This is a genomic window from Mycolicibacterium septicum DSM 44393 (genome assembly GCF_000455325.1).
GTDB classification, from domain to species: domain Bacteria; phylum Actinomycetota; class Actinomycetes; order Mycobacteriales; family Mycobacteriaceae; genus Mycobacterium; species Mycobacterium septicum.
In genome coordinates this window covers 4,120,780-4,133,477 of the sequence record NZ_HG322951.1, presented here as the reverse complement: position 1 = coordinate 4,133,477, position 12,698 = coordinate 4,120,780, and the positions used below count along the sequence as shown (strand labels likewise).

The 12,698-nt window shown below is 67.4% G+C and carries 13 protein-coding genes; 4 read left to right on the top strand and 9 right to left on the bottom strand.

The genetic code is table 11. The features are described 5' to 3' along the window. Positions 1–408 precede the first annotated feature (408 nt). The 4 genes from TX88_RS34315 to TX88_RS19545 form a co-directional block, all read right to left on the bottom strand. A complete protein-coding gene (locus TX88_RS34315; protein ID WP_162563165.1) occupies positions 409–582 on the bottom strand; it encodes a hypothetical protein in 174 nt (57 codons plus the stop codon). 505 nt (positions 583–1,087) lie between these two features. Further along, positions 1,088–2,092, bottom strand: a complete 1,005-nt coding sequence (locus TX88_RS19555; protein WP_044518867.1) for a hypothetical protein — start codon at positions 2,090–2,092, stop codon at positions 1,088–1,090. After that, a complete protein-coding gene (locus TX88_RS19550; protein ID WP_044518865.1) occupies positions 2,089–3,420 on the bottom strand; it encodes a Dyp-type peroxidase in 1,332 nt (443 codons plus the stop codon). Before TX88_RS19550 ends, TX88_RS19555 begins: the two co-directional genes overlap by 4 nt. Before the next feature lie 6 nt (positions 3,421–3,426). Further along, entirely contained in the window at positions 3,427–3,987 is a 561-nt protein-coding gene (locus TX88_RS19545) for a hypothetical protein (RefSeq protein WP_209447005.1), read from the bottom strand. Positions 3,988–4,202: 215 nt separating this feature from the next. Between TX88_RS19545 and TX88_RS19540 the strand changes: the two genes are divergently transcribed. Beyond that, entirely contained in the window at positions 4,203–5,234 is a 1,032-nt protein-coding gene (locus TX88_RS19540; RefSeq protein WP_084621939.1) for an esterase family protein, read from the top strand. On the opposite strand, the gene TX88_RS19535 is transcribed toward TX88_RS19540, so the two are convergent. Beyond that, positions 5,142–6,662 carry an AMP-binding protein gene (locus TX88_RS19535; protein ID WP_044518863.1) on the bottom strand — a complete coding sequence of 507 codons (1,521 nt, stop codon included), beginning with the start codon at positions 6,660–6,662 and terminating at the stop codon, positions 5,142–5,144. The two genes, TX88_RS19540 and TX88_RS19535, sit on opposite strands and share 93 nt — an antisense overlap. Continuing rightward, positions 6,659–7,252 (bottom strand): TetR/AcrR family transcriptional regulator, encoded by a 594-nt coding sequence (locus TX88_RS19530; protein ID WP_084622030.1) that lies wholly within the window; start codon positions 7,250–7,252, stop codon positions 6,659–6,661. The genes TX88_RS19535 and TX88_RS19530 overlap by 4 nt, the downstream gene beginning before the upstream one ends. 115 nt (positions 7,253–7,367) lie before the next feature. On the opposite strand from TX88_RS19530, the gene TX88_RS19525 reads away from it, so the two are divergent. From TX88_RS19525 to TX88_RS19515, 3 genes are read left to right on the top strand one after another with little or no spacing between them, the layout of a single operon-like run. Next, positions 7,368–8,204: a mycofactocin-coupled SDR family oxidoreductase gene (locus tag TX88_RS19525; RefSeq protein WP_044518861.1), complete on the top strand. Its 837-nt coding sequence runs from the start codon at positions 7,368–7,370 to the stop codon at positions 8,202–8,204. Further along, on the top strand, positions 8,201–9,385 hold the full coding sequence (locus TX88_RS19520) for a cytochrome P450 (protein ID WP_044518860.1): 1,185 nt from the start codon (positions 8,201–8,203) through the stop codon (positions 9,383–9,385). The genes TX88_RS19525 and TX88_RS19520 overlap by 4 nt, the downstream gene beginning before the upstream one ends. 4 nt (positions 9,386–9,389) lie before the next feature. Beyond that, on the top strand, positions 9,390–9,848 hold the full coding sequence (locus TX88_RS19515; protein ID WP_044518858.1) for an SRPBCC family protein: 459 nt from the start codon (positions 9,390–9,392) through the stop codon (positions 9,846–9,848). 104 nt (positions 9,849–9,952) lie between these two features. On the opposite strand, the gene TX88_RS19510 is transcribed toward TX88_RS19515, so the two are convergent. The 3 genes from TX88_RS19510 to TX88_RS19500 all read right to left on the bottom strand — a co-directional run bounded on the left by TX88_RS19510 (position 9,953) and on the right by TX88_RS19500 (position 12,649). Next, positions 9,953–11,626: an acyl-CoA synthetase gene (locus TX88_RS19510; protein WP_044518857.1), complete on the bottom strand. Its 1,674-nt coding sequence runs from the start codon at positions 11,624–11,626 to the stop codon at positions 9,953–9,955. A gap of 85 nt (positions 11,627–11,711) precedes the next feature. Further along, positions 11,712–12,149 (bottom strand): hypothetical protein, encoded by a 438-nt coding sequence (locus TX88_RS19505; protein WP_044518856.1) that lies wholly within the window; start codon positions 12,147–12,149, stop codon positions 11,712–11,714. 113 nt (positions 12,150–12,262) lie between these two features. Then, positions 12,263–12,649: an Rv0313 family protein gene (locus tag TX88_RS19500; RefSeq protein WP_044518855.1), complete on the bottom strand. Its 387-nt coding sequence runs from the start codon at positions 12,647–12,649 to the stop codon at positions 12,263–12,265. Positions 12,650–12,698 lie beyond the last annotated feature (49 nt).

Here is a 12,698-nt window from a genome sequence, read left to right as displayed (position 1 = left end):
GCTGGGGCTGTCGGTGACTTCGCACCGCATCGCCTGGGCGCTGGTCGACGGCCGCTCGACGGATGTCACCGCGCTCGATGACGACGCATTCGAGGTCGACGCCTCCGATCAGCTGGCCGACCGCGTCGCTGCCGCTGCCCGCAGTGCGCAGGCCATCGCGGCGACCAGCGGCCAGGACGTGGCCGCGATCGGCGTGACCTGGCACGGGCCCGACTCCGCCGATACCGGCGACCACCTGCCCGAACTTCTCGACCTTCTTGCCGCCGCGGGATTCGACGACGTGCGCGTGGTTTCCGGACAGGCCGGCGCCGACGACCTGGACGAGGATGAAGCGCAGGTGCGCGACGCCCAGGCCGCCGCACGAGCTGTCGCGACCAACGCGGTCGCCGCGACATCCAGACTGCCCCGCTACCGCCCGCCTGCCCCGTGCAAGCACCGGGCGGCACGGGTGGTGGCCGCCGCCGCGGCGACGGTTGCGGCGGGCATGCTGACGGTCGGCTCGCAGTTCACCGCACCCGCACCGATCCCGGCCGGCGACGAGGGGGACATCGCCGCGGCGGCCCCGGCTCCGCGGCTGGTCACCGTCGCCGCACCCCGACTGTCGGAACGCGCGGTGACGATGCTGCCAACCGAGGAGCCCGTCCAGGTGCAGGTCGCCGAGCGGGCCGAACGGGTACCGGTCGAGCAACCGGTGGAACCGGTCGTGGCCGCACACGTGACGCCCGCCGAGCCGGTTGCTCCGGTGCCACTCGCGCAGCCGGTAGCCGTGGTGCAAACCGCTGTGCCCCAAGCGGTTCCAGTGGTTCAGATGGCAGTTCCGGCGCAGGCGCCGGTCGCGTCGAACATGCCGACGCAGCAGTCGGCCGGAGTCCCCGCCGCGCATCTGCCGGCTGTCCAGCCGCAACTTTCTGCCGCCGAGGCCCACATCGCGGCCGATCCGTCGCCGGGCCCCGCGTCGGCCCCCGCTCCCTTGTCGGTACCCGCCCCGGCACTGGCCCCCGCGCCTCTGCCGGCTCCCGCAGTTGCCCCGTACCTCCGCCTGATCCCATCAGCGGATGGCTGCTCGCCGCGATGCCGTAGCGCGGGGTCAACCCATCGTCGCCAGGTTGTTCCAGAAGTGCCTGAGACTGTCCGTGCCGCCGAACAACGTCGTGAAATTGGTGGAATCGACCAGGACGATGTCGCCGGCCCGGCCGGACGTCGGGGGCATCCAGATCAGCGCGTTGAACTCGGCGTTGCCCGCCTCGGTGAACGGATGCGGCCGGGTGGGGTCGACGAGCTGGCGCCCCAGCACCCGCAATGCGTCGCTTTCCGGTGCGGTCAGTTCGTAGTGCGGCAGGTGCGGATGGAAATTGAACGTGCTGACGTCGGCGAGCAACCCGGGGGAGTCCAGATCGCGTAGTGCGGTCAGCGGTGCGATCTCGGTGGTGCCCTCGACGACGGCCGGACGTAGCCCCCATACGTTGTGCACCGGGACCTCGAGCGCCGCCATCAGCGAACGGGTGTACTGCCCGAAGCGTTGTTGCCGTGGCACCAGCGGATCGCCGTGATGCAGGTACTCGACCTGGCGCCGGGCGAAGTCGTCGGTGTCGCCGACGTCGTGGTGCGGTGCCAGTAGCAGGCAGGTGCCCTCGCGCTGAAGCCAGCGCCGGATCGCCGCGATCTCCGCCGGGTCGGTTTCTTGTTCGGACAGGATGTGGTCGAGGCCGAACACCATCAGGGTGTCGCAGTCATCGAGAACCCGCTCGTCGATCGGGAGCCGGTAGCCGGCTTGATCGATTCGCTGGAACACGGCCACCGGATGCCCGGTGACCTCACCCGCCAATTCCTGGAAGGCCAGCGTCGAACGGTGGAACAACTCCAGCGTGCCTGCGATGCCCTGCAGGAAGGAGGCGGCGTCGTACTCGGGCGTCTCGTATGACGGCCACAGCACGTTGCGGACCTCGGTCATGGTGGAGAACCGGTTCTCCATGGCCGCCGGATCGCGTTGGGCTTCCCACGGGTAGCTCCAGGTCCAGTAGATGCTGATCCGGCGGCGCCCGTCGTGAGGGCGGGGAATGTGGGTCTGGTTGTACGTGCGGGCACCGGTCATGAGGCCGCCTCTCCGCCACCGGTGGCCAGGTAGCGCAGTCCCGACATGCCCGGCAGGAAGAAATACGCACCACCCCGAAGTGTGGTGAAAGCAGGAATCCCCTTGTGTACCTTACGTATCGGCCGTTTGGGGACGGTGAAGTCCATGGTTCCGTCCTGCGTGCCGCAAATGGGGTCGTGCTCGTTGCCCAGCTCGTGGAACGTCTTGTCGTTGATCCAGACGTTCTGCGCGAACTCGAACTGACGCACCAGGTCGGCGCAGATGATGAACGCCGCGATACCCCGGTCCGCTCCGTCGTCGGGTGCGCCGTCCGGCAGGGCCGGACCGTAGGTGGCGCCGCGCCGGATCATTCGCCGCCGGTTCATGTAGTGCGCGGTGTCGCGTGGATTGAGCCGGCGCGCATGCGACCCCAGGGGACAGGCGTAGCCGAAGGGGTCCATCTCCTTGTAGTTGAAATCGTTGTTGCGCATGGGATCCGCGCCCAGCTCGGGATCGTCGTGGTCGGGTGCCAGCACCAGGGGAGCGCCGCTGCGCCACCGGCCCATGAACTTCGCCGCCAGTAGTTCCTCGGCTTCCGGCGAATCCGACCGCTCACGGATGTAGTCCCGGAACAGCGTGACGTGTTCCTCCAGCCGGCGGTAGGCCATATAGCTGCCGTTGCGCGAAAGTACCTCCGGTTGTGGAAGATTGGGGACAGATCCGTCCTCGTCGGGATAGCCGAGGATGAACTCGCCGGGCTCCAGCGGGTCGCCCGAACCTGGTGTCGGCTCTTCCCCGGAACCCTTCATCACCGGCTGGGACAACCGGTCACGGAACCCGAAGTGATCGTGTGCGTAGTTGAACGGCGGCGTCGCGTTCAGGTCCAGATAGGACAGGCTGCGCACCCCGGCGGTTCTGTCGAGCAGTTTGTCGTGCTCCTCGATGGAGCGCAGGCACTGCTCGTCGGTGCGCGAGAACAGGATCGCGATCGCATGGAGATCCTCACCGGCAAGTCCGCCCAACCAGTGTTCGGGCGCGGCCTCACCGGTGTCCCCGAGGATCGTGGCACGCTGCGCCATGCCCTCCCGGAACGCCGCCGGGAAGCTCGCCAGCGACTCTTCGCCGACACCGAGTGCCCGCAGTCCGGACCAGGTGAACGCCAACGTGACCCAGCGGTCGGATTCGTCCATGGTGGATACCGCTTCGGCGGCCGAGGACACCTTGTCCAGCAGCTCGGTGAGCCACGCCCGGCCGCCCTCCGGGGTGTCGAAGGTCAGGAACTCGTAGCGCCCGGTGATGGCCGGGGTGCGAGTCAACAGGATGTGCTGGATCTCGTCGAACTCGAGCACGGCCGGCTACTGCATCTGATCGAGCATGGTGGAGAAGGCGGCCTTGAGCCGCAGTGCCTTCTTGATCTCGTCGGCGGTCACGTACGGGTACTCGCCGTACTCCAGGAAACTCGGGACCTGGTGGGCCCGGACGAACTCGATGAACGCCTGGGGGTTTTCCTTCCAGTCCTCGGGGAACCCCTCCAGATTGGTGAAGACAGTGGTGATGCCGGTGGCACTGAACAATTGCACCGCGTCCTCGGTGTACTTGTCGAAGTCGGTGTCGAAGATGCCCTGATATTGGAAATGCAGTCCCGAGCCGACGTCGAAAAGTACCCAACGCAAATAATGCAGCCGCAGCGGCGCCAATACGTCCGGGCTGCCCGCGATCGCCTCCTCGATCTGTTTTCCGTATGCCCGCACCGCGTCTTCGCGGCCTTCTTTCACCTTCGCGATGATGGAAAAGCCGTGGCAGGCAGGGGTTCTCGGGTAGGTGGGTCCGTAGCGGCCCGGCTCGAGTTCGAAATAGCCTTCCGGCGGGAGGGCCATGGCGGCCGGCTTGCTCCAGACAGGTTCGGTGGCAGTCAATTTGGGGCCCCCTATGCGCTCTCGGATAACGCGGAACGCTAGCACTGTTACAGGCCCGTCAACGGCGATTGTGTTGACGCGCCGTTAAATTTGCCGGGCATTTCTCGGAAAACCTGGAAAACGCTCGTACCGGGCGTATTGTCCGCTGTGTCGGGGCCGTTCGAGGGGTAGGCCGCGACCGTCCCGAGTGACAGTGCGCCAGAGATGGGGCAGTGATGACGATCGGAGCGGGCACGAGACGGCTCCTCGCCGTGGTGGCCGCTGTTTTGACGCCGGTTCTCGTCGGCGGACTCGATGCGCCGGTGGTGCACGCCTATTCCAATACGCCGATCGAGATCCTCACCGTGCCCTCGGCTGCGATGGCGCGTGATGTCCGCGTCGAGTTTCTCGGCGGCGGGGCGGGTTCGCATGCGCTGTACCTGCTCGACAGCATGGAGGCCGGCGACGACCGCAACGGCTGGGACATCAACACCGCGGCCTTCGATTGGTATGCCGGAAGCGGAATCTCGGTGGTCATGCCGGTCGGTGGCAAGTCCAGTTTCTACAGCGACTGGTACGCGCCCGCGGTGGGCAACGGCGGCACCTGGACCTACAACTGGGAGACCTTTCTGACCCAGGAGCTGCCGGGCTGGCTGGCCACCAATCGGCAGGTTGCACCGACCGGGAACGCCGTGGTGGGGCTGTCGATGGGCGGATCGTCCGCCCTGGTGCTGGCCGCCTACCACCCGCAGCGGTTCGTCTACGCCGGTGCGCTGTCCGGTTTTCTGAACCTGTCGGCCGCACAATGGCCGGGAATGGTCCGGATCGCCATGAACTGGAACGGCGGATTCAATCCGGACGCGATGTGGGGCCCGCCCGGGGATCCTGCCTGGGCCCGCAACGATCCGACGGTCAATGTGGGGCGGTTGGTCGCCAACGGCACCCGGGTCTGGATCTACTGCGGCAACGGCACGGCACGGGATCCGTCGCTGGCCAGTCCGGATGCGCCGATCGGTGGTCTTGGCTTCCTGGAGGGGTTCGCGATCGACTCCAACCGGGCGTTCGCCGACGCGTACCGGGCCGCCGGCGGCACCAACGCGGTGTTCAACTTTCCGGACGGCATCCACAGCTGGGGCTACTGGGGTGAGGAACTGCGCCGGATGAAGCCCGATCTGTCACGCGTCCTGGGTACCGCCCCGGTCGACGGCAGCGCGAGCGAAGGCGCGAACCCGGTCCTTCGCGACCTTCCCGTTGCCGGTCAGCGGTAGCGCCTCGGTGAAGAGCACCACCCGTGGTCGCTTGAAACCCGCGATCTCTGTCCGGACGTGGTCGACGAGTTCTTCGGCGGTCGGCCGGCGTCCCGGCATCGGGACGACCACCGCGCACACCGCCTCGCCCCAGTAGTCATCGGGTACCGCGACCACGGCCACCTGGTCCACCGCTGGGTGGCCGGACAGCACATCCTCCACTTCACGGGAGGACACGTTCTCGCCGCCGGTGACGATGATGTCCTTGAGCCGGTCGACGACGAACAGCCGGCCGTCGGGGTCGGTGCGGCCCATGTCGCCGGTGTGCAGCCAACCGTTCTCGGTACTGACACCGCCGGGCCAGTAGCCGGGTGTCACCTGCGCGCCGCGCACCACGATCTCACCGACCAGCCCGGACGGCAGCAGATCTCCGGACGGCGCGGCGATACCGATCTCGACGTCCCGGTGCGGATAGCCGGCACTGGTGAGCAGCTCGGGTCGGTCGGCCGCCCCGGCGCGGTGATCGTCGGGCCCGAGAAACGTGATGTTCCCACCGGTTTCGGTCATCCCATACCCCTGGTGGAAGTCCACGCCGAGCATCTCGATCGCGCGGCGCAGCAGATCCAGCGGCATCGCGGCCGATCCGTAGGCGATCGCCGTGAGGCTGGGCAGGTCGGTCCCGGTGCGGTTCAGATGGCCGAGCAGCGAGTGCAGCATCGTCGGCGCCAGCGAACACGAGGTCACCCCGTGCGTGCGGACGAGCTGGGCGAAACTCTCCGGGCGGAACTGCGCGCACAGGACGACTGTGGCCGCCACCGCATGCTGGACCAGCATGTTGTATCCGGCGATGTGACACATCGGGAACGGCAGCAGGTACACCCCGCCGGGCGGCACGGAGCGGCCCTCGACCGAGCCCCAGACCGCCGTGAGGATCGAACGATGGCTGTGCACAACAGCTTTCGGAACCCCAGTGGACCCGCTGGTGAACAGCAGCCAGGCCGGCTCGTCCGGGTTCGTGACGTCAGGGCAGGGGAGATCGGTCGCCGACGCGGTCCGCCACCGCTCGTCTTCGAACGCGATTGTCTGCTCGACGGGAGCCCCGGTGCCGGCCAGGGCCGACAGATAACGCTCGTCGCCGAGCAACAGGGAGGGCGCGGCGGTGGACAACTGCGCGGCCTGCTCGGCCGGGCTGAGACGCTGGTTGATCAGCGTCAGCACGCGTCCACTGCGCGGCACGGCGTAATACAGCTGCGCGTAGGCGGCGCTGTTGTCGGCGACCACTGCCACCCGGTCACCCGGAGCGGTCCGGGCGGCCACCCAGCCTGCGACACCACGGATCTGGCGGTCGAACTCGGCGAAGGTGGCGGTGGCGCCGTCGTCGGTCACCACGGCCCGGCGCTGTGGCGCACCGGCGGCCGCCGCCGAGATCAACTCATGCAGAAGGGTCATGCCGGGCCACCCGGGGGGAGTTCGAACCGGTCCAGATATCGCCGCACGAAATCCTGCGCCTGGGTATGGCCGCGGCTGATGCCCAGGCCCTGCTCGAGCACCAGGATGCGCGCCAGGCTGGCCACGATCATCGACATCACCACGGGCGGGAACTCGTCGGTGTCGACGCCGTGGGCCTGCAGTGCCGAGGCCATCGCGGACTCCTCGAGGTCACGGAACCGGTCGGCGTAGCCGGCGATCTCGCTGCGGATCGCCTTGCGGTGATTGGCCAGCGCCATGAACTCCATCCACAGCGCGGCACCTTGCGCGCTGTTGAGTTCCCACAGCGCATGCAGCGGAGAGTCCTCGGCGAAGGCCTCCTGCTGGGTGCTCAGGTTCGTCTCGGCGCCGGCCTGCAGGACCGCCACGAACAGGTCGTCCATGCTGGGGAAGTAGTAGTGCACGAGTGCGGGTTTGACCCCGGCCTGCGCGGCGACCCGCCGCGACGTCGCCGCGGCGTACCCCTCGTCGAGCATGACCTGGGCGGTGGCCCGGATCAGCTCCCTGCGGGTCGTCGATTCGCGTCCGGAAGGGGCCTTTTGCGTACTCATCGCACCCTTGACCACGCGCGGCAGCGGCTGCTAGACATGGCCTGAGTGTAATTATTGGGCGATCGCCCAATGTCGGCAGTGTGGTGGCACCTGCCCCTGGCAACGAAGGTGGGCAATGACAGGACGGGTCGACGGCAAGGTCGCACTGATCACCGGGGCGGCACGCGGGCAGGGCCGCAGCCATGCCGTACGGCTGGCCGCCGAGGGCGCCGACATCATCGCCGTGGACATCTGCGCGACCTTCGACCGGTCACCGGCATCGGGGGCGACGGCCGAGGACCTCGCCGAGACCGCCGATCTGGTCAAGAACCTCGGGCGGCGCATCGTCACCGCAGAGGTCGACGTACGCGATTTCAGCGCACTCAAGTCGGCGGTCGACAGCGGCGTCGAACAGCTGGGCGCCCTCGACATCATCGCGGCCAACGCGGGTATCGGCACCACCGGGGTGAAGCTGGACCGGATGGACGAGGACCTCTGGCAGGAGATGATCGACGTCAACCTCAGTGGGGTGTGGAAGTCGGTGAAAGCCGGTGTGCCCCATATGCTCGCGGGCGGACGCGGCGGCTCGATCATCCTGACCAGCTCGGTGGCAGGATCGAAGGCCTACCCCTTCACCGGGCACTATGTCGCGGCCAAGCACGGCGTGGTCGGCCTGATGCGCAGCTTCGCGGTCGAACTGGGCCAGCATTCGATCCGGGTGAATTCCGTGCATCCGACCCACGTCAACAGCCCGATGCTGATGAACGAGAAGACCTACCGCATGTTCCGGCCGGATCTGGAGAATCCGGGACCGGACGATCTGGCCCCGATCTGCCAGACCTTCCACATGCTGCCGATCCCGTGGGTCACACCCGAGGACATCAGCAATGCGGTCCTGTTCCTGGCGTCCGACGAAGCCCGTTACATCACCGGGGTCACGTTGCCCGTCGACGCAGGCAGCTGCCTGAAATGACGGTCTATTACGACCCGTACGACGTCGGCATCGTCGCCGATCCGTATCCGGTGTACACCCGTCTGCGCGACGAGGCGCCGATCTACTACAACCAGCGCTACGACTTCTGGGCGTTGTCCCGGCACGCCGACGTCGAAAAGGCGTTGTCGGACTGGGAGACCTTCTCAAACAGCCGGAGCGACATCCTCGAACTGGTCAAGTCCGACTTCGACATGCCGCCGGGCGTGATGATGTTCGAGGACCCGCCCATGCACACCCTGCTGCGCGGACTGATGTCGCGGGTGTTCACCCCGCGGCGCATGGCCGAGATCGAGGATCAGATCCGGCAGTTCTGTGTGCGCTGCCTGGACCCGCTGGTCGGCTCCGACGGATTCGACATCATCGCCGAACTGGCGTCGATGATGCCGATGCGGGTGATCGGAATGCTGCTCGGCATACCGGAATCCGAGCAGATCGGGGTTCGTGACGCCAACGACGCCAATCTGCGCACCAAGCCCGGTGCGCCGATGAAGGTCGTGCAGGCCGACCGTATCGCCGACGGCCGGATCTACGCCGACTATGTCGAGTGGCGGGCCAACAACCCCTCCGACGACCTGATGACGGCCCTGCTCAACGTCGAGTTCACCGACGAGTTCGGAGTCACCCGCAAGCTCGAGCGCAAAGAAGTCCTGCACTACACCCAGGTGGTGGCCGGGGCGGGCAACGAGACCACCGGCCGGCTCATCGGCTGGCTGGCGAAAGTGCTTGCCGAACACCCCGATCAGCGTCGCGAGGTGGCCGATGATCGCTCACTGCTGACCCGCGCGGTCGATGAGACACTCCGCTTCGAACCCACCGGACCGCACGTGGCACGTTGGGTGGCAAGGGATTTCGAGTACGACGGCACCACGGTGCCCGCCGGCAGCGCGGTGCTGCTGCTGTTCGGTGCCGCCAACCGCGACCCGCGTCGCTACCGCAACCCCGATACCCTCGACATCCATCGCGACAACATCAGTCACCTGACCTTCGGAAAAGGTCTGCACTACTGCCTGGGCGCCAACCTGGCCCGGTTGGAGGGACGCGTCGCGCTCGACGAGCTGCTCAACCGGTTCCCCGAGTGGGAGATCGACTACGACAGTGCCCAACTGGCGCCGACTTCGACGGTACGTGGCTGGGAGAAACTGCGCCTTGTGGTGAACTGACACCGTGAGCATCTGGATCGGACAGGCCCGGCGCAGCGTCAGCGGTGAGGTGCCGGCACCGCCCGAGCAGGTGCGGGCGTTCTACGTCGACCTGGACAACATCTCTCAGGTACACCCCCTCGTGCAGTGGGTGCGCAGCACGTCCCGGGTGGACCTGGCCGACGGGTATCGGCAGGACTATCAGGTACGCGATCGAATCCCGTTGGGGCCGTTCGCGCTTCCGATCACCTACCGGGCCCGGCTGATCGTCCCCGCCGCGGGTCCGGTGACCGCGCAGGCCCGGCAGTTCCCGCAGGTGAGGCTGGACAGCCGGGTGGACTTCGCGGCGACCGGGACGGGAACGCGGATCACCGAGGAGCTGACCATCGCCGCGCCGAGGCCGTTGCTGGCGATCACCGTGGAGCAGGCGGTTGCCGCCCACGCCACGATGCTCGCGGCCATCGGAAAGCTGTTCGCGGCCTGAACTGAGGCCCAACGCTTTTCCGCGAGCAGACGCTTACGTACCCGGAAACCGCGGATTTGGGGTACATCCGCGTCTGCTCGCGCTGAAAAAAGGGGCTCCTCGGGCTACGAGGTGGCGACCGCCTCGGCGTGCTCGGTGGCCACCGACTTCGCCCAGCGGTAGTCGGCCTTGCCTGCGGGGGAGCGCACGATCTGCGGGGACCGGACGAATGCCTTCGGGATCTTGTAGCGCGCGATCGAACGCTCACACACCGCCACGAGATCCTCGTCGCTGGCCGAGGCGCCCTCGGCGAACTGCACGACCGCGACGACCTCGTTGCCCCAACGCTCCGACGGGCGGCCGACCACGACCACGTCGTAGACGGCGGGGTGCGTGGCGATGGCCCGCTCGACCTCCTCGACGAAGATCTTCTCCCCGCCGGAGTTGATGGTGACCGAATCGCGGCCCAGCAGCTGAATCCGTCCGTCTTCCAAGACGTTTGCCCGGTCACCCGGAACCGACCAGCGCACTCCGTCGATGGTCGGGAAGGTGCGCGCGGTCTTGGCCTCGTCGCCCAGGTAGCCCAGCGGGATCAGGTCCCGGCGCGCCAGCCAGCCGCCGCCCTCGCCGGGGCCGAGCACCCGGGACAGGTCTTCGGCGACCACAGCGGTATCGGACTGCGGGTTGAAGGTGGCGGCCTGGGACTCGGTGCCCGCCGTCGACGCGGTGCTCATCTGGGCGCCGGACTCCGACGCGCCCACCGCGTCGATCAGCATCAGATGCGGCAGTGCGGCCAGGATGCGCTCGCGCACGGTCGGCGACAGCGGTGCGCCGCCGTTGCTGATCGTGAACAGACCGGACAGGTCGTAGTCGCCCTTCTCGATCTCGTCGATCAGCGGCCGGGCGATCGCGTCGCCGACCACCGGGATGCTCAGCACCCGTTCGCGCGCCGCCAGGGCCAGCACGTTGTCGGGGCGCATCCGCACCACGTCGTCGGGAATGACGAGCTTGCCGCCCATGGTGATGGCGTTGTAGGCGGCCCACTGTGCCGCGCCGTGCATGAACGGCGGGATCATCAGCAGCGACAGTCCGCCACCTGCGGTGCGGGCCCGCTCGGCGAGTTCCTCGTACGAGGCGATGAAGGTGTCGGTGCCGAACGGCCGGCCACCCATCGAGGACAGGAAGATGTCGTGCTGGCGCCACAGCACGCCCTTGGGCATGCCGGTGGTTCCGCCGGTGTAGAGGACGTACAGGTCGTCGCCGGACGGAGCCGGCATTCCTGCCTGGGGCGCAGGGGTTTTCAGGATCGTCTCGTAATCGACGGCACCGGGCAGGAGCTCGTTGCCCGATTCGTCGGCGACCTGGATGAGCACCTGCAGATTCGGCAGCTGGTCGCGGATCGCGGCCACCCGGGGTGCGAACTCGGCGTTGTAGATCACCGCCCGGGCATTCGAATCCTTCAGCAGGTAGAGGAGTTCCTCCTCGACGTACCGGTAGCTGACGTTGAACGGTGCCACCCGGGCGCGGTAGCTGCCGATCATCGACTCGAGGTACTCGTTGCCGTTGCGCAGGTAGATGCCGAGGTGGTCCTGACCTGATTCGTGTCCGGCGAGCCCGTCGCGCTCGGTGTGCGTGCCGAGACCGGCCGACACCAGGTAGTGGGCGAAGCCGTCGACGCGTGCGTCGAAGTCGGCGTAGCTGAAACGGCGGTCCCGCCACACCAGGAAGGTTTGATCGGGCACGGCTTTGGCGACCGTGGAGAACACTGTGGACAGGTCGAACTTCACGTCAGCGCTCATGGCACTCCTGGTGTGCGCGGATTTCGGGCTCCACGACCATACATGGATCACTTGGCTGTATGGCCGTGGGGATGTGACCCGCGCCTCAGACCGGGAAGAAGCCGTCTCCGGTCAGAATGCCCGGCTGCCAGCCCTGCGGTCCGAGGCACAGCATCGGCCGGCCGTCAGGCGACTGAGCGGCCTCCTGCGGCCCTGGGCACGGCGACCCGATCTCCTGCACGCCGTTCAACGGGTAGGCGTAGGTCCAGAAGCCCGTGTAGACCGGCGGCCACTGGTTGGGAATCCACTTGCACTGCATGGCGGTGCCGCCCGGGCCGCGGCCGAACACGTTGCGTTCCCAGCTGTAGCAGGGTGCGCCGTTGGACGCCTCGTAGCTCATTCCAGGGACATCGGTGGGGTAGCGGCCCGGATTGTCGGGATACATGTTGCTGCCGTCGTCGGCCATGGCACCCGGCGCTGCCGAGATCGCTGTTGCCAGTGCCGCCGCGGCGACCGCCGTCGTGGCGAAGAGTTCGCGAATCATGTTCCACCCTCAGCATTGCCGACCGCCAGTCGAATCAGGCTGGCCAGTTCTTTGACTTTGGGCCAGAAGCCTAGCTGGTCGCCGAGGCGAGCAGTCGCCAATTGGGGCCGTTGTTACTCGCCGGTATCGGTGTCGAGCACGCTGACCGCGATGCCGTAGGGCAGGAACCGCACCCGCCGGACCGGATCGGTGTTGCCCGCGTTGGCCCGAAGGGCTTCGAGCTCGCTGGGATAGACCTGCTCGATGTGGGCTCCGCCGGCGTCGTCGACGGTGTAGATGGCCCACACCCCGTCACCCTTCTCGCCGGTGGTCTCGGGCTCGGTCCTGGGCCGCGAGAAGCGGCTCACCTCATCCAGCAGGCCGGCCCACCCGGTTCCCTGGCCGGGATTTGCGATGAACTTGCTCAACCCGTCGAGGGCATCGCGCAACCCTTCGCCGGCCTCACGGGCGACGCGGTCGAAGTCCTCGGGGTCGAATCCGAACGGTCCACTGCCACTCATGGCGCTCTCCTCGGTGGTTGTGGGCAATCTCAACGTGTCAAACACCAGT